The organism is Vibrio sp. GLN_1 (assembly GCF_043106015.1).
GTDB classification, from domain to species: domain Bacteria; phylum Pseudomonadota; class Gammaproteobacteria; order Enterobacterales; family Vibrionaceae; genus Vibrio; species Vibrio parahaemolyticus.
In genome coordinates this window covers 1,106,243-1,124,586 of the sequence record NZ_JBICMD010000036.1, presented here as the reverse complement: position 1 = coordinate 1,124,586, position 18,344 = coordinate 1,106,243, and the positions used below count along the sequence as shown (strand labels likewise).

The window sequence follows — 18,344 nt, the reverse complement described above, 5'->3', positions numbered from 1 at the left end:
TGATTTCCTTTACTGTCAATGAGGTAGTGCGCCATTGCAGTTTGTACAATGGCGCTTGTTGTTTATTTCTCTGGGTTTTGAGTTTTGTTGACTTCTCGCTGCTTCCACAGTTTGAAGATTGCTGGTAACACCAGCAGAGTCAGTAGTAGGGCAGAGGCCATGCCGCCAATCATTGGTGCAGCAATACGCTGCATGACTTGAGAGCCAGTACCTGAGCCATACATGATAGGGATAAGGCCAATGATGACCGTGAGAACCGTCATCATGACCGGACGTACACGCAGCCCCGCACCTTCTCGAATGGCATCGGTTAAATCACCAATTTGCAGAGCTTGTTGGTTTTCTTCTGAGTGAAGTTTTTTGTGGTGCCACGCTTGGTTGAGATACACCAGCATGATGACGCCTATCTCCACCGCAACGCCGGCGAGAGCGATAAATCCGACCCCCACAGCGATGGAGAAGTTGTAGTTGAGGTAGTGCATCAACCACAAGCCACCAACCATCGCTAAAGGCAGAGTCAGCATAATGATCAGCACTTCACCCACACGGCGGAAGCTGAAGTAAAGCAACATCATGATGATCACCAAGGTTATCGGCACGACCACACTCAAGCGGTCTTTCGCGCGTTCCATGTATTCGTATTGACCAGACCAAGCGAGCGAATATCCAGCAGGGAGCACCAGTTGGTCAGCCACTGCTTGCTGCGCTTCCACCACGTAAGAACCAAGGTCGCGGCCATCAATGTCCACAAACACCCAGCCGTTAGGACGTGCGTTTTCAGTTTTGATCATCGGCGGACCGTCTTCGTAACGAATGTCAGCGACATCAGCGAGTGCAATACGCGCTCCATTTGGTGTCACTAGCGGTAAGTTTTGCAGCTTAACCACAGAGTCACGGTAGTCTTGCGGGTAGCGAACGTTAATCGGGTAGCGTTCCAAGCCTTCAATGGTTTCTCCAACATTCATACCACCGACAGCGGTTGAGATGACTTGCTGAACGTCTTTGATGCTCAATCCATATCTCGCGGCAGCGCGGCGTTTAATGTCGATTGTTACGTAACGGCCACCGGCTACACGCTCGGCATAAACCGATGAAGTGCCGCGAACGTTGTTCAAGATAGGTTCTAACTGTGCACCAATCTTTTCGATCTCTTTCAGGTCTGGGCCTGCGATTTTGATCCCGATTGGCGTCTTAATGCCCGTCGCAAGCATGTCGATACGCGTTTTTATCGGCATTACCCATGCGTTGGTTAGCCCCGGGAACTGCACGAGATTGTCGAACTCTTTGCGCAATGACTCTGTGGTCACGCCTTCACGCCATTGGTCATGAGGTTTGAGCTGAATTACCGTTTCAATCATGGTGAGTGGTGCAGGGTCGGTGGCGGTTTCTGCACGGCCAATCTTGCCCCAAACCGTTTTAACTTCCGGTACGGTTTTGATCAGCTTGTTGGTTTGCTGAACCAACTCACGTGCTTTACCGATGGAAATGCCCGGGTAGGTGGTCGGCATGTACATCAAATCGCCTTCATCCAATGGTGGGATGAATTCGCTGCCTAGTTGGCTAGTTGGGTAGTACGCCGATGCCAATAGGCCGAGCGCCAGTACGATCATCGCTTTCGGATATTTCAAGCTCAGATTAAGCAATGGACGATACAGCGCAACCAGACCACGGTTAACAGGGTTCTTATGTTCTGGCAGTATTTTACCGCGAATAAAGTAGCCCATTAGAACTGGCACGAGCGTGATCGCAAGTGCTGCCGCTGATGCCATGGCATACGTCTTGGTAAAGGCGAGAGGAGAGAACATCTTGCCTTCTTGACCTTCCAGTGCAAACACTGGAACAAAGCTTAACGTGATGATAAGCAGCGAGAAGAATAGGGGCGCACCCACTTCTTCAGCGGCTTTACCAATCACTTGCCAGCGGTTCTTATCCGTGAGTGGCGTTCGCTCAATGTGCTTGTGGACGTTTTCTATCATTACGATGGCACCATCCACCATTGCACCGATGGCGATGGCAATCCCCCCGAGCGACATGATGTTGGCATTAATGCCTTGAGAATGCATCACGATAAACGCTGCAAGGATGCCTACAGGCAAGCTCAGGGCGATAACCAATGAAGAGCGAATATGGAACAAGAACAGCGCACAGACGATGGCTACGACGATGAACTCTTCCGCTAATTTCTTCCAAAGGTTATCGACAGCTGCATTGATCAGCGTAGAACGGTCGTAAGTGGCGACGATTTCAACACCATCCGGCAAGCTACGCTGTAAATCTTCTAACTTGTCTTTAACTTTGCTGATCACTTCACTTGCGTTTTCGCCATAGCGCATCACGATCACGCCACCCACCGCTTCACCTTCGCCGTTAAGCTCAGAGATACCGCGACGCATTTGTGGACCTAAGTTGATGTCAGCAATGTCACCCAATAAGAGCGGTGTACCTTTGTCGGTCACTTTAAGCGGCAGCGATTTAATGTCTTCGATGCTGGTCAAGTAACCGGTGGTGCGAACCATGTGCTCAGCTTCAGCAACTTCAACTACGGATGCCCCCGTTTCTTGGTTGCCGTTTTGAATCGCCATGTTTACTTGTTGCAGCGTTAAGTTGTAAGCACGCAGCTTCGCCGGATCAATCTGGACTTGATACTGCTTAACCATACCGCCTACGGTTGCGACTTCAGAAACGCCATCGACGGTTTGCAGTTCGTACTTTAAGAACCAATCTTGCAAACTGCGCAGCTCGGCAAGGTCATGTTGACCCGTTTTGTCTTGCAATACATAGCTGTAGACCCAGCCCACACCCGTTGCATCTGGGCCTAAGGTTGGTTTTGCACTTGGTGGTAATTTAGGTGCAACTTGGCTTAGGTATTCCAAAACACGTGAACGTGCCCAGTACATGTCGGTATTGTCGTTGAAAATGATGTAAACGTACGAATCCCCGAAGAACGAATACCCACGAACGGTTTCTGCACCCGGTACGGCGAGCATCGCGGTGGTTAGCGGATAAGTCACTTGATCTTCCACCACTTGAGGTGCTTGACCCGGGTAGCTGGTTTTGATGATCACCTGAACATCAGAAAGATCCGGAATTGCGTCAACAGGCGTATTCTTTACACTGTAAAGTCCTGCTAAAACAAGCATTAAGGTCGCGATCAAAACCATAAAGCGGTTGTTGAGTGACCAGCGGATAATTGCTCCAATCATAGTTAGCCCTCGATCGCTTCAATTTGTTTCAAAACGTAGTCAGAACCTTGTTTTTCAACTAGAAATCGGACTTTCTGACCTTCCTTGAAACCGGATAAATCCACTTCATCACCCACAGAGAAGTTCATTTCACCGGCATCCCAGTTCCATTCTGAAACCGGAAGGTGATTGAGCGTGATCATGCCAAAATCCGCCATTAGCATGCTGATGTCTCCCGTTACCCAAACGTCAGTCGCGAGAACGGTGTCATCGGCTTTGTAGTCAACGATTTCGTATTGACCCGACGCGGCTTTTTGAATTTCGAACTCAATAGCTTGGCCCTTTTGCAGCGAGCCCATATCGACGCCGTCAGCGAGGGTAAAGTTCATAACCATCCCCGGCCAATCCCACTCTGGTACGGGCTGGTGGTTGATGGTCAACATGCGATGGTCTTTCATCACATCAGTGATTTCGCCCTTCGTCCAAGCCGTTTGCGAAGTGGCTTCGGTCGGTGATGAAATGCGCGATAGATCAGCCGTTTGGCTCGATTCTGAATCCAACATAAAGTGAGCTGAGGTTACGATGCGATCGTCTTGAGTCAGGCCTTGTAGTACCTCGATTTTGTCGTCAGCTTCACGCCCGACTTCGATGCGCGTTGAGCGGTATTTGCCGTCTCCTTCAGACAGCACGACGCGAGTCATACCCCCCGAGCGGATAACGGAAGACTTTGGAATGGTTAACACCGCGTTGTCGCTGACAGGTTGTAAGGCAATATTGGCGAACATGTTCGGTTTCAGCTCGCCATTGGGATTAGAGAATTTAAGACGAACACGAAGCGTGCGCGTTTTAGGATCCAAAATTGGATACACATAATCGACGCTGCCTTGCCACTCTTTACCCGGAATCGCATCCAACGTCATAGTGGCGTCGCTGCCTGCTTTCATCCAGTGAGCTTGGCGCTCAAACACTTCGGCATCCACCCATACGTTTTCAAGTGGGCCCGCGCTGATCACCGCTTGAGCAGGGGATAGGTAACCACCTTCACGAACGTTCAAACTCGCGATGACGCCATCTTCCGGAGCTTTAATTTCAATAGTTTGTGATGCTTTCCCACGTTGAGTGATGGCTCTGATTTGAGAACGATCAACACCCAGTGTCACCAAACGTTCTGTCGCGCCTTTCACTAGGCCACTACGCCCAGTTCGGTAGGCGTTCAGCAGCTCTTCTTGTGCTTTGACTAGCTCAGGCGAATACAGCGTGAACAGCACATCGCCTTTGTTGACCTTTTCACCCACGGCATTGATGTAAAGCTTTTCAACCCAGCCCGCCACGCGAACGTTGGTTTGCCACAAATGGCTTTCGTCAAACGCGATGTAGCCAACAGTTTCAATTCGAGGTGAAAGTTGCTCTAAAGAGACTTGAGCGGTTTTTACACCTAAGTTGTTTTCAACTGATGGGTCAATTTTCACCGTGCCGGGTTTGTCTTGTTCACCTGCGAGGTCTTCGGCGTACACTGGGATCAAGTCCATGCCCATTGGCGATTTGCCCGGTTTGTCGCGCTTATAATTTGGATCCATTGGCGCAACCCAATAGAGGGGCTCGTTTGAGCTGCTCGCCGTGCTACCGCCTGTGCCGCTCATGTCGTGGTTTGCACCAGATAGGTACTGATTAACGCCAAACCCTAGTGCCCCGCCAACAAGCAGAGCGATGGTTGCTATCTTGATTGAATTTGAATTCATTCCTAATTCCTTATTTTCCCCATGAGGCATGACAGCGATGTTGATTGTTTATTGGTGTGCATTCGCCATCGTCCCCAAACTTGGGTTCTTTTATGTTTTTGTTTTAGTTCGCGCTTGCTTCAGGCGTGATGTTGGGTGCGGATACTTGATATTCGAAACCACCCAATAAAGCCGCTAAGTTGCTGTTTACGATGTTTAAATCGGTAATAAGACGTTGCTGTTCGAGCTTTAGCGCCAGCTCGTCTGTGCTTGCCATGATCACGTCATTAAACTGTGCGGTGTTGTTTTGATAACCCCTTTCTACCGCGTGAATACGAGCTTGAACTTGGGGAAGTAAGGTGGATTGATAACGCTCTAAACGCTGACTCAAGTTGGCGCGATCAACCAGCAATGTGTTGACCTTCGCGTTCATCTGAGTCAGTAACGTATCTTTTTGTGAGCGAGCAGCACCCACTTGATACTGAGCGGCGGCTAAGTTGCGGTCTTGGCGATTGCCAGTGAACAGGGGAATGTCCATTGTTAGATACGCGCTCACCAAATCCGATGCAGGTTCGCCTTTCATATTGTTGGCTTGACGATAAGCGTACATCACTTCCACACCGAATTGAGGCGTGTAAGCTTGCTCTGCAATGTCCACTTGAGTTTCATTGGCAGAAATACTTACGTCTGCCATTTTCACCATCGGGTGATCACTCAACTGTTGGTAGTGCTTGGTCGTTTCGCTATTTGCAGACAACTTTTGGTTCAATGACGCCCAAGTCAGTGTGTTGCTGGCTTGAAGTGTTGAGCGTCCGTTTTGGGTATAGGTATTGAGCCAGTCAGAGCCCAACCATTCTGAGAGTTGCGAGACCAAACGGCGCTGCATTTGTGCGTTGGCTTGCAGCTTTTCATCCAACTTACTCACTTGAAGCTGTGCATTCAGTAAATCTTGCGCTTCGCTTTTGCCGATTGAGTAATTGGTTTGAATGAAGTTTTCCATTTCCGTCATGAGCCGACGGTTTTCTAGCAAAATTTGCTCTGCCTTCTGCTGATAGCCCAGCTCCAACCAAAGCTGAGTCATGCTGTTTGCCACTTCAAGCTCCCGTGCGTGAACTTGCAGAGACAAACCATCGGCTTGTTGATTGGCTTTCTTTTGTTGGAGATCGAGCGTCGAGCCACGTTCGAACTGTTGCATCAAACCGACGGAGATATTGGTCATCGGATCTTCGTCAAATTTGAAGCTATCGACAGGCAAACCACCAAAACCGACTTTCAGTTTCGGGTCCATCAAAGTTGCGCTGGCTACGCCTGTTTCGCGCATCGCTTCCGATTGAGCATAGAACTGCTTGCGGTTGCCATCGTTGCTCAATGCAACGCTAATGAGGTTTGCTAGCTCATTGGTTGATTGAGCTTGCGCTTCTTGTTGTGCTTTCGTATTGGTTGGCGATTGCGCCACCACATTGAAAGCCGGTAGGGCAACCAGAGCCAGTGAGCATACTGGTGCCACTAAGCGATTTGGGTTGAATTCCATAATTTACATCCAAATTGATACCAAGCTCTTTTGCGTTTCGGGAACGATTGAACCGAGCGGGAGAGCGTTGGTATTTGCCAAACGGATGACGCACTTTTTTATCGCTAAATAGCAGGTAACAAATGGAGTTACGAGCGAATAGCTGAGGTGAGCACGCTATCAGTTGGGCGCAAAGAAACTGCCTGCAAAGGGATGCAGGGTCGAATACTTTGTATGGATTAAACTATCGGAGGCCGATACAAATCATGGGTGACTTGTACCACTGGTGCGGTGATTTCTGAGGCAATGGATGCGCGATAAGCCAGTGGGGATAGCTGGCTGACAGGGGCTGGTAACGGGACGAAAACGAATGAACAAGATGCTGTGCAGCAATTGTGGATCATGCCGGAGCCATCAACACAGCTCATGGTCATTTCTGTAGAGTCGGAGCTCAACGATAAGGCCATCTCCATGCTCATGCTCTGGGAGCCGCAGTGATCGTTCGCGCTTGCCATTTCTGTCATGTGTTCAGGCATCATAGCGCCACTCGACATCATTTTGATACTCATTAAAGGCGCGCTATTAACCACGCTAGATACCAGCAGTATCAGCGTTGTACATAACGTTAGCCAAATTGTATGCAGTGATTTAAGGCGCATACGGAGTCCAGTCAAAATGAGTGTAAATAACGAGTAACCGCTTAATAATAAAGGTTACCCTAGGGGGAAAGTCAAGCATTCACCCCCAAGTAAGCGTGAGATATTTGGTACATCTTGGGAGAGGTTAGACATATTAATCGCCAATAAATATCTCTTTATTGAGTTTTTTGTCACACGAACTTTCCATGGTAGGGGTTATCCTTATAGAATGTAAGGTTTAACATGCCTGCTTCGGGGGTTGTATGATAGAAATTGTCATCGATGGAAAATATAGAATTGTAGAAGAGGGGCTAACCCTTCTGGAAGCAGCCAAAGTGTGTGGGGTCGAAATCCCTTCACTGTGCGGAATGAACAAAAGTAACGAGAAAATTCCGTGTGATTTGTGTGTTGTCGAAGTGGAAAGTGGCGGAACTAAGCGCGCCTGTGACCTCAAAGTGTACCGCGGTCTCAATGTCGTCACGCAATCAGAACAACTGAGTGAGCACCGCAGAAAAGCGCTCAACCGAATCATGACGGACCACTACGCCGACTGTGAAGCTCCATGCAAAACGGCGTGTCCTGCTGGGGTAGACATCCAATCTTACCTCTACCATATCTCGCAAAACGATCATCAAAAAGCGATTGAAGTTATTAAACGCACACTGCCAATGCCGTTGTCTATTGGGCGCGTGTGTCCGGCATTCTGCGAAAGTGAGTGTCGCCGTTCTTTGGTGGATGAGCCGATTGCCATTCGCCAACTCAAACGCCATGCCGCAGATGCAGATCTAGCGGCGCATGAAGCGTATGTCCCAGAGAAAAAAACAGCGAAGCATCGCAAGATCGCCGTTGTTGGTAGTGGCCCCGGTGGCTTAACGGCAGGTTATTACTTGTCGAATGAAGGTTATGACGTCACCGTATTTGAGTCCATGCCAAAAGCAGGCGGTTGGCTACGCTACGGCATTCCTGAATATCGCCTACCCAAAGACATTCTAGACAAAGAAATCGAACTGATGTGCCGCAACGGCATGCAAGTTGAAACCAACAAAAAGCTTGGGGTTGATTTTACGCTGTCTCAATTGAGTGAAGACTACGATGCTGTCTGTTTGGCAGTGGGGGCGTCTCAAGCGGTAGAAATGAATTATTCTGGTAGCGACTTGGACGGTTGTTATCTCGGTGTTGATTACCTGAAAGATTATGTTACAGAACAAAACTACGTTACGGGCAAAAAAGTTGCCGTGATTGGTGGTGGTAACACTGCGATCGACTGTGCGCGTACGGCGCGTCGTGCGGGTGCCGATACCACTTTGATCTATCGTCGAACTCGCGACGAAATGCCGGCCGAAGACTACGAAATCGTCGAAGCTGAACATGAGGGCGTGAAGTTCCATTTCTTGACGAATCCGGCGGAAAACATCGCGGATGAAAACGGCCGGGTGAAGGCAATTCGATTAGAGCGAATGGCGTTAGGTGAGCCAGATGCGTCTGGTCGTCGTAGCCCGAAACCAACGGGTGAGTTCTTTACTGAAGCATTTGATACCGTGATTGCAGCGGTATCGCAAAAGCCGGATCTCAGCTTCTTAGAAAACGATGATTTGTCTATTCCACTAACGCGTTGGAACACATCTGAGTCCGACTCGCAAACCATGCACACGGGTACGGGCAATATCTTCAGTATCGGTGATTTTCGTCGTGGTCCTGCGACAGCGGTTGAAGCAGTGGGAGACGGGCGAGTTGCGGCAAAAGCGATTGATCTGTTCCTCAATGGCGATATGGCGGATATGCCGAAACCTGCGTTCAACTCTCGTAAAGAGAAAAAACTGGCGCAGGTAGACCCACTTCATTTTGAAAATATCCAAAAAGTTGCTCGTTCAATCATGCCAGAGTTGACCCCAGCGCAGCGTGAGCAGAGTTTTGCTGAAGTGGAACTTGGCTTTGATAACAAAGAGGCCATGAAAGAAGCGGCGCGCTGCTTAGAGTGTGGTTGCCAAGCGAATACCGACTGTGCCTTGCGAGATTACTCGACGGAATATCATGCCGAGCAACATTTCGATGTTTCTGTGGACGTTTCCTCTGCTAGCGTGATTGGTCATCAAGATTGGCTCGATTTGCGAGCGAAAGATCTTCGTCACAAATACGAAGTAGACCGCAGTTCTGAGTTCATTGAATTTGATGCTAACCGCTGCATCAGTTGTGGTCAGTGTATTCAAGCATGCCGCGAGCAAGCGGTACATGGTGTGTTGAGTTTTGTGTCGGATAAAAATGGCCGACCAGCTTTACGACCAGATGATCGTCCACGATTCTGCTCCGATGAAAAAGGCGCAAGTTGCAGTGGTTTGACGCTCATGGGCGATTCAAAATGCGTGCAATGTGGTGCGTGTGTTCAGGCATGTCCAACGGGCGCGATGGTGGACAGCCGTGACCGCTCTCAAGGCAGAACCGAACAGTTAAAAGCCGTCGATACCATTTGTACCTACTGCGGTGTGGGTTGTAAGTTGACCATGTTTGTCGATGAGCGACAAAATAAAATCCGCTATGTAAAAGGGGCGGATTCGCCGGTTAACCAAGGTATGCTATGCGTGAAAGGCCGTTTTGGTTTTGATTTCATTAGCAGCGAAGAGCGTTTAACGACACCACTGATTCGTAAAGATGGTTGGTTGCAGCCAGCGAGTTGGGACGAAGCGATTCAGCTAGTGGCTTCGAAGCTTTCGACCATCAAGCAAGATTTTGGTAGCAACGCACTGGCCGGATTCTCTTCAGCGAAAACCACTAACGAAGATAACTACGCGTTTCAAAAATTCATCCGTCGTGAACTTGGTACGAACAACGTTGATCACTGCGCACGTTTGTGTCACGCATCAAGTGTGACAGGGCTTGAAGCATCGTTGGGGAGTGGTGCGATGACCAACGACATTCCAAGCATTAAGCATTCCGATGTGATCTTTATTATCGGTTCTGACACCACATCTGCGCACCCGATCATCGCTTCGCACATCAAACAGGCGATTCGTCATCACGGGGCACGCTTGATTGTGGCAGACCCGAAACGAGTGGACATGGCCGAACATGCAGAGCTGTACTTAGCGCATCGTCCGGGCACGGATGTTATGTTGCTCAACGGCGTGATGCAGCAAATCATCAAAAATGGTTGGTACGATCAAGAATACATCGAAGAGCGCGTCGACGGCTTTGATACCTTGCTTCAAGAGGTAATGTCGCCAGCGTACAACCTTGACAAAGTTGAGTTAGTGACGGGCATAAAAGCGGACGATATTTTCGCGATGGCGCGAATGATTGGTACGGCAAAACGCACGGCGGTGTATTACTCAATGGGTATTACCCAGCATACAACAGGGCACGACAACGTTCGTTCGATTGCAAACCTGCAATTGTTGTGTGGCAACATCGGTATTGAGGGTGGTGGTATTAACCCACTGCGCGGTCAATCAAACGTACAAGGTGCGTGTGATATGGGCGCTTTGCCGAACTGCTATCCGGGATATCAAAAAGTGTATAACCCGATTGTTCGTCAGAAATTCGCGATTGAGTGGGATGCGCCGAACTTACCTTCTGAGCAAGGGCTTACCCTAACGGAAATCATCGATGCGGCGTGCAAACGAGAAGTTCGCGGGATGTACATCATGGGCGAAAACCCAGTACTGAGTGATCCAAACCAAGCACACGTGATTGAAGGGTTGGAAGCACTCGACTTCTTGGTCGTGCAAGACATCTTCCTCACCGAGACGGCGCAGTACGCCGATGTGATATTGCCTTCTTGTTCATTTGCGGAAAAATCCGGTCACTTCACCAATACTGAGCGACGCGTGCAGCGCGTTAATGCGGCAGTGAAAGCGCCGGGTGAGGCGAAAGAAGATTGGTGGATCATTCAAGCGATCGCAAACGCGATGGGCAGCGATTGGCATTACCAGTGCGTTTCTGAAATCACTAGCGAGATCGCGCGTGTAACGCCGCAATATGCAGGGTTGCGTTGGGACGCGATCACGCCGAACGGTGTTCAATGGCCAAGTAACAAGAACAATCCAAACGGTACTCGTATTATGCACCAAACCCAATTTACCCGAGGGAAAGGGCAAATGGTGGGCGTGCCGTTCCGTTATGCAGCCGAGTTGCCTGATGAAGAGTACCCTTTGGTGCTTACAACAGGGCGTGTGCTAGAACAGTTCCACACCGGTACGATGACGCGCAAAACGAAAGGGTTGGATAACCTTGCTGGGCCAAGAGCGATGATCAGTGTTGAAGATGCCGAAGTAATTGGTATCCATAATGGTCAGCGCCTAAAAGTGTCGACTCGTCGTGGCAGCATCGAAATTGATGCGTTTGTGACCAAGCGAATGCAAAAAGGCGTCGTGTTTATTCCTTTTCATTTCGTTGAGTCGCCAGTCAACCGCTTGACGACTACGGCAACGGACCCGCATGCGAAAATTCCTGAATTCAAAGTCGCAGCGGTTAAGATTGAAATCAGTGAAACGGCCGCTCAACCAGAGCCTGTCGAGGAGGCGGTACACCACGTCTAACATCAACGCTTCACGCACTGGCGAGTTGAGAAATTGCATTTAAGCTTATGATATGTAATAGCGAAACGAGCAGTGCGTGTGTCGAGCGTTTTTAAGTGGATCATATTGCTTCTACCCGCTCTTATTTGGCTGGCGGTCAGGCAAATTGAACATATTTGGTGGGCGGAGAATCTTACCTCGATTCCCGCCCTCATTGTGTTCACTTACGTTATTTTAGCCTCGGCGTTTTTTATCGCTCGCATATGGTTGCAAAGTGCATTTTCTGCCTTTGTCGCTATTTTGTTTGTCTTGTTACTTGTTCCGCCGCAGCGCAGCCATGTGGCGTCTTGCTCGCAGTCTTTGAGCGTCATTCAATTCAATCTTTTTTACGAAAACTCAGACATCAATCAGTTCATCAACTATCTGTTGAGGCATCCTGCTGATTTGGTGGTGATGCAAGAGCTGACGCCGCGTGTTGGCAGCCTCTTGCACATGTTGGATGATGTCTATCCGCATTATTATGGTGGCCAACGTGACGTAGGGTACCCATCAAATTTGATGATTCTTAGCCGACACCCGATCACGGAGGTTTCGGTTTATCGTGCGCCAAATGGACAAGAAGTCATCAGAGCAGTTTGGCTGCCTAAAGGTCAAGCACCGATCACTTTGTTTGCGGCTCATCCGCCATCACCAAGAACCAGCGAGCTTTGGCATCAAAGAAATACGCTGGTGCGAACCATAGAAACGCTGACCGCGCTTTATCCCGAGCCAGAGGTGTTGGTTGTGGGGGATTTCAATCTCTCTTCGGTTAGCCCTCGTTTTTCTGCGCTGTTCCCGAGTTTTCAAACCGCGCCAGTGACGAGCTGGCCAACTAACATCAAAGGCATCAACGTGCCAGAGCCGATGATGATAGGCATTGATCATTTGTGGCTAAAATCTGAGCAAGGACAGCGAATCATCTGCTCTCGTGAATCCTCTGCTTTACCACAAGGCTCAGATCACCGCATGGTGACAACCCAGATCGGTGTGCATATTCCATAGTTCAAGCTCTTAGAATTTGTCATGTTTCATAAGTAAAACCTGTGCTGAGCTTGTCATAGAATTGACTGTCTCTGACGATCCTCTGTTATTTGAGCAAGTTCTATAACCTAAACTTTGCTCGCTTCCTATACTGAATTAACGAAGCAGAGTTTTTATAACAACAAGAGGCAGCTTGCATGACAAGAACAACCTCATTTGCACTCGTTCTATTACTGATGTGCGCATACTTTGGTTACAACCGTTATTACGTGTATCCGCAGCAGTTGGAAACACAGGCCAAATCCATGTTGATACAAATGGCAAATCGCGAAGAGTGGATGGATGTGTTTGAAATGATGAACCGCGTAGAGGCTCACAAAGGGCATTTAGAGCTTGCCGCGCATGTTAAATCCTCTGATGGCAAACGTGCTTACAGTGAAGGGTTCATCACCTATACCGACCGAGACGGGATGGTATGTAAAGAAGTGGTTTTTAACTTCAAAATTAACTCGTTGAAGAATTACAGCATTTCTGACTTACGCGATTGTTCTTTTGGTGAATATTACTAAACCGAATCGTGCCATTGAGCATTGTCAGTAAGGCATTCAAATTTCCAAACAAAAATAGCCTCATTGTCGAGGCTATTTTTGTTTCTACGGAAGATAAAAATGAGCAACTTTAATCGAGTGATTTCTTAAACCTTAGTGACGCGACGACCAATCCAAATACGGTAAACCCGAGCAACCAAAGGGTATCTCGCCATAAGTCCATCAGATCCGCTCCTCGCAACACTATGCCTCTAATCATGCGCATAAAGTGAGTGGCGGGCAGGGCTTCTGAAATCCACTGTGCTGCGACTGGCATGCCCTCGTAAGGGAACATAAATCCAGACAGTAGAATCGAAGGCAGAAGAATGAACACCGTCATTTGCATCGCTTGAAGCTGTGTTGTGGCGATGGTGGATATGACCAATCCTAAAGTTAAGCTGGCGGCGATAAACAACAAGGTTCCAAACAGAATTTGGCTGATTGCACCGTTAATCGGTACGCCGAAAATCCAATGTCCCAACCCTAGAATGATGAAAACCTGAATTAAGCCGACAAAGATATACGGCACGATTTTCGCCACCATTAGCTCTATAGAGTGGATGGGCGTGGTGATCAATAGCTCCAAATTTCCCCGTTCACGTTCTCGTACAATCGCGGCACTGGTGAACAAAATCATGGTCATGGTTAGAATCACACCGAGTAAGCCGGGTACGATGTTGACCGCAGAACGCCGACTTGGGTTGTAGTAGAGTGCGACTTCGAATGTTTTGCTTGGCGCTGGGCGAATCTCGAAATCAAAGTCGGTCAATGGCATGGTTTGCAACGACAATATTGCCGAGCTGATCATGGTATCTGACCCATCCACAATCCATTGCCCAAGCTCTCGACCTTGCATCATGCGTTGTGTGAGATCGCTTGGTAAAATCAGCACGGCGCGCACAATACCATCTTGAATCGCTTGTTCAGCCTCTTGCGCGGTGGCATAGGTTTCTTTGATATCCACCACTTGAGTGACTTTTACGGACTGGGTAATGATCCGCCCGGCGGTACTGCCACTTTGGTCGACAACACCTACCGGAATGTTGCGAATGTCCGTATTGATTGCGAAACCGAACAGCAAAAGCTGGATAAGTGGGATCATCACCACCATGCCAAATGTGATTCGGTCACGGGAAAGTTGGCGAATCTCTTTGATCATGACGGCTTTCATGCGAGCGATGGGTTTCATCATTGGCGGCCTTTCCCTGTCACGCTAACAAAAACATCTTCTAAGCTTGGGCGAGCGTGGTTCATTTCAGCGTTTTGAAGTTCGGGAAACGTCTGCTTTAGCCATTCAATCGGCTGCTCGACATGCTGGTGGATAAGGATGCGTAAACGAATCCCCAACTGCGCCGCAGAGCGAACTTCGTCACGTTGAATCAGCTTTTCTTTGAGTTCACGAAGTTTGTCGGCTTTCACCTCAATGATATTAACGCCCATCTGTTCCATTAACTGTTCGGGTTCGCCATCGGCACGAATTTCGCCAGATTCCATGATCGCCAGACGGTGGCAGCGTTCCGCTTCGTCCATGTAATGCGTGGTGACCAAAATCGTCGTACCTTGATCGCACAAGTCGAACAACTGCTCCCAAAAATCGCGTCGATTTTCGGGGTCAACGGCGGATGTCGGCTCATCCAAAAATAGCAGTTCGGGTTTGTGCATGGTCGCCGCGGCGAGTGAAAGGCGCTGCTTTTGACCGCCACTCATGCCGCTTACGCGCTGTTTTCGCAATTGATCCAACCCGTAAGTGGTGAGCTGCTCTTCTATCCGCTCTTTCAGCGACTTGCTGCTTAAACCAAAAATTTGCCCAATAAATTCGAGGTTTTCTTGAACGGATAGGTCATCGTACAACGAGAACTTTTGTGTCATGTAGCCAATTTTGAGCCGCAGTTGTTCGGATTGTTTTGGGATTTCTAATCCAAGCACATCCACACTGCCTTCGCTTGGGCTGAGAAGGCCGGTGAGCACACGAATGGTGGTCGACTTACCACAACCATTTGGCCCCAAAAATCCGTAAATGCTGCCTTTGGGCACGTTGAGTGTGATGTTATTGATAGCAGTAAAGTCGCCGAACTTTTTGACCACATTTTGAGCTTGAATTGCATACTCGGTCATTGGCTTACTCCACCAAATCTACTTGGGCAGGCACACCTGACGGCAAGGATTTTGCAGACTCAGGTAAATCAACTTCTGCTAGATACATCAATCGTGAACGTTCTTCTTCGGTTAGTGCGAAGTAGGGTGTGAATGAAGGCTCACTAGCCACCCAACGTACGGTGCCTTGTAATGGACTCTCAAGGCCATCGACATTTACCGTCACGGTTTTCCCAGGAATAAACCCGATTCGATAATCGGCAGGAACATACACTCGCGCATACGGTACGCGGTTGGCTTGAATCACGGCAACCACACCGTTCACTGGTACGCGTTCGCCAAGATTGTAAGGCAAATTATCGAGCGTACCGTCACGCGTGGCCGTGATGGTGAGTTCTGCCAGTTTTTGCTCTTGCAATGCTACTTCGGCTTTTGCCGCCATTAAAGCGGCTTTAGCTTGTTCGATGTCTTCGAGGCGAGAACCTGCGGTGAGCTTACTGAACTCTTCTTTTGCTGAGTCTAATTCGGCTCTCGCCGAGTCCCTTGCCGCAAGAGCGGAATCTTTTTCGGATTGGCTGATGAGTTTTTTACGCACCAGTTCTGCTTTGCGTTGATAGTTTTTCTGCGCTTCGGTGAGCTGCGCTTCCGCTCGGGCTACGCGTGCCGATGCGGCAGCAATGTCTTCTGGGCGTTCACCATTGGTCAATTTAAGCAAATACGCTCCCGCTTTGGCTTGCTCGGCAACGGCGTGTGCAAGAACTGCTTGTTGATTCTTAGTATCGAGCTGAACCAACACTTCCCCTTCACTGACCAAGCTGCCTTCTTTGACAGGAAGGGCTCTAATTATCTCATTAGATGTGGCGGTAAACGTTACGCGGTCACGCTCTAGGGTGCCAAGCGCTTGGTGCGTGTTATCTTTTGAACAGGCGCTTAAAAGGGCAATAACCAATGTGCCAAAAATGATTCGCTTCATAGTGCGGTGCTTCCTTTGAAGAAGTAATGCATGAATAGATAACTTGCGAACGGGAGCGTGTTGATTGAGCCCGCCAACCCGTCGCTAGCCGCCATCCATAACGATTTCTTTTTAGAGCTTAGCATTTTATCTACAAGCGATTCTTTTTAAATAGAGAGGCTTAGCGTTGGAAGAGGGCAATGAAGGCCTCAATTTAAAGAACCTTGACCAAGCTCCGGTTTTTATCGGCAAATGACATTAAAAAAGCCCAGCGATGAGCGCTGGGCTTGAATAGATAAGAATGACGTGAGTGACTATGCAGTTTTGAATTGACCGACGATCTCTTGTAGACCTACCGCCAGCTCACTTAAATCGCGACATGCAATTGCTGTTTGGCGTGAACCTGTGGCCACTTCACTAGAGAACTGGTTGATGTGTTCCACGTTACGATGCAGCTCTTCTGTTACCGAGCTTTGCTCGCTGCAAGCACTCGCAATTTGAATGCTCATTTCAGCAATGTTATCTGCGCCTTTTTCGATTTGTTCGATGGTTGCACCGGCTTTTTGTGCTTGCGCAACGCACTCTTGAATCAAATCGCTGCTGTTGTTCGTTGCTGAAACGGCACTCTTCGAACAATTTTGCAGTTTAGATATGATCGTGATGATCTCTTCGGTTGAAGCTTGAGTGCGGCTTGCTAGCGTTCTCACTTCATCCGCTACGACGGCAAAACCACGGCCTTGTTCGCCAGCGCGCGCAGCTTCAATGGCAGCGTTAAGCGCAAGCAAGTTGGTTTGTTCCGCGATGTCTTGGATAACGTCAACCACAACGCTAATGTTAGACGCATCTTGTTCCAGTTCTGTCACCATGTTGCCAACCGACTGAATCGCCAATGACGCTTCGTGGATTTGGTTAATACATTCTTGAACGACACCGCGGCCTTCTTTCGCATCGTGAGAAGCACTGTTTGCTGTTTCTGACGCGGCTTCGGTGTTGCTGGCGACTTCATTTACTGTCGCTTGCATCTCGTTCATTGCTGTTGCGATAAGGTTTAGCTGAACTTGTTGTTCATCCATGCCTGTTGAAGTCTGTTCGGAAATCGCGCTCACTTCTTCAATGGCGGTGCCTACTTGAGCTGTGGTTGACGAGATACTGTCGACCAAAGTAAGCAACTTCGCTTGCATATCAACGCAGGCATCTGCCAAGGTGCCAAGCTCATCATGGCCAATTTTGTTACGTGGAAGCTGGTAAGTTAGGTCGCCTGACGCGATTTTCGACGCCATGTTTACCACGTAATTTAGCGGTGTGCAGATCTGTTTGGTTAGGAATAGGCCTAGCGTAAAACTCAATGCCAATAGCGCGACGATAGCAATAATGCTGTAGGTGATTGCGCTGCGCACTGCTTCATGAGCGCTAGCAATATCTTCTTGTACGTAGGTTTGGTTTAGTTCCACTAAATCACGAATCGCATCGGATAATTGTGTGAATGTAGAAAATCCGTTTAACAATGTTTCATTTGCTTCGTCGATTTTATTATTCAATAGCAACTTCGCGTATTCATTGTTAAACGCACTGTATTTAACCCAGGCACTTTTTACTTTATTGAAAGCGTCTCGGTCGCGTTGATCCCATAGTCCTTTCTCATATTGGTCTAGATATTTATCAATTTTCTGTTCAGATTTTTCTAATCCGGCCACCCATTCCATGAATTGAGGGTGATTCACATTGGTTAATAAAGAGAATTCATCCTTTCTTAAAATTCCGAGTTCAATTTCGGTATTTTTTACGAGCAATACGCTAGGTACGGTGGTTTCAGAAAATACGGTAAGCTTTCCTTCTATCATCTTGATTTCAGATGTAAAGAAAACGGAGAGAGCGATAACAGATAACGAAATGATCAAAATCAGCGCACTGATTTTATACTTGATACTTAAATTAGAAAGTTTCATAGACTCACTGATAATGGGGGGTTGAAAGGCTCGGAGTCTATTACTGAGATTTGAAATATAGTGTGATTAATGTCTCAAATAAATTTATCGTGAATAAAATTAAGTCGTAATCTAAATGTTCATAATTAAAATAAATCCTTGTTATTTATAAAATTAATTATATTTTATAAATAAATGGAAATTAAT

11 protein-coding genes are annotated in these 18,344 nt (G+C 48.2%); 3 read left to right on the top strand and 8 right to left on the bottom strand.

The window, feature by feature from the left end; all coding sequences use genetic code 11:
• Positions 1-62: 62 nt before the first annotated feature.
• The 4 genes from ACF8OV_RS22795 to ACF8OV_RS22780 all read right to left on the bottom strand — a co-directional run bounded on the left by ACF8OV_RS22795 (position 63) and on the right by ACF8OV_RS22780 (position 7,069).
• On the bottom strand, positions 63-3,203 hold the full coding sequence (locus ACF8OV_RS22795) for an efflux RND transporter permease subunit (protein WP_203504162.1): 3,141 nt from the start codon (positions 3,201-3,203) through the stop codon (positions 63-65).
• Between the two features lie 2 nt (positions 3,204-3,205).
• On the bottom strand, positions 3,206-4,921 hold the full coding sequence (locus ACF8OV_RS22790; RefSeq protein WP_025625313.1) for an efflux RND transporter periplasmic adaptor subunit: 1,716 nt from the start codon (positions 4,919-4,921) through the stop codon (positions 3,206-3,208).
• 103 nt (positions 4,922-5,024) lie between these two features.
• A complete protein-coding gene (locus tag ACF8OV_RS22785) occupies positions 5,025-6,431 on the bottom strand; it encodes a TolC family protein (RefSeq protein ID WP_025625312.1) in 1,407 nt (468 codons plus the stop codon).
• A gap of 218 nt (positions 6,432-6,649) precedes the next feature.
• Positions 6,650-7,069 (bottom strand): hypothetical protein, encoded by a 420-nt coding sequence (locus tag ACF8OV_RS22780; RefSeq protein ID WP_024703333.1) that lies wholly within the window; start codon positions 7,067-7,069, stop codon positions 6,650-6,652.
• A gap of 242 nt (positions 7,070-7,311) precedes the next feature.
• On the opposite strand from ACF8OV_RS22780, the gene fdhF reads away from it, so the two are divergent.
• The 3 genes from fdhF to ACF8OV_RS22765 all read left to right on the top strand — a co-directional run bounded on the left by fdhF (position 7,312) and on the right by ACF8OV_RS22765 (position 13,148).
• The gene (fdhF, locus tag ACF8OV_RS22775) at positions 7,312-11,580 is read left to right on the top strand and encodes a formate dehydrogenase subunit alpha (RefSeq protein ID WP_203504160.1); all 4,269 of its coding nucleotides are present in this window, start codon (positions 7,312-7,314) and stop codon (positions 11,578-11,580) included.
• 72 nt (positions 11,581-11,652) lie between these two features.
• Positions 11,653-12,600 (top strand): endonuclease/exonuclease/phosphatase family protein, encoded by a 948-nt coding sequence (locus tag ACF8OV_RS22770; RefSeq protein WP_031859140.1) that lies wholly within the window; start codon positions 11,653-11,655, stop codon positions 12,598-12,600.
• Between the two features lie 176 nt (positions 12,601-12,776).
• Entirely contained in the window at positions 12,777-13,148 is a 372-nt protein-coding gene (locus tag ACF8OV_RS22765; RefSeq protein ID WP_005487881.1) for a hypothetical protein, read from the top strand.
• Positions 13,149-13,257: 109 nt separating this feature from the next.
• Here ACF8OV_RS22765 and ACF8OV_RS22760 read toward each other — a convergent pair whose 3' ends face one another.
• The 4 genes from ACF8OV_RS22760 to ACF8OV_RS22745 form a co-directional block, all read right to left on the bottom strand.
• Positions 13,258-14,355: an ABC transporter permease gene (locus ACF8OV_RS22760; protein WP_005498311.1), complete on the bottom strand. Its 1,098-nt coding sequence runs from the start codon at positions 14,353-14,355 to the stop codon at positions 13,258-13,260.
• On the bottom strand, positions 14,355-15,281 hold the full coding sequence (locus ACF8OV_RS22755) for an ABC transporter ATP-binding protein (RefSeq protein ID WP_005487744.1): 927 nt from the start codon (positions 15,279-15,281) through the stop codon (positions 14,355-14,357). Before ACF8OV_RS22755 ends, ACF8OV_RS22760 begins: the two co-directional genes overlap by 1 nt.
• Positions 15,282-15,285: 4 nt before the next feature.
• Positions 15,286-16,233, bottom strand: a complete 948-nt coding sequence (locus ACF8OV_RS22750) for an HlyD family secretion protein (protein ID WP_060658976.1) — start codon at positions 16,231-16,233, stop codon at positions 15,286-15,288.
• Positions 16,234-16,526: 293 nt separating this feature from the next.
• Positions 16,527-18,158, bottom strand: coding sequence for a methyl-accepting chemotaxis protein (locus ACF8OV_RS22745; RefSeq protein WP_203504159.1), 1,632 nt, complete (start codon positions 18,156-18,158; stop codon positions 16,527-16,529).
• Positions 18,159-18,344 lie beyond the last annotated feature (186 nt).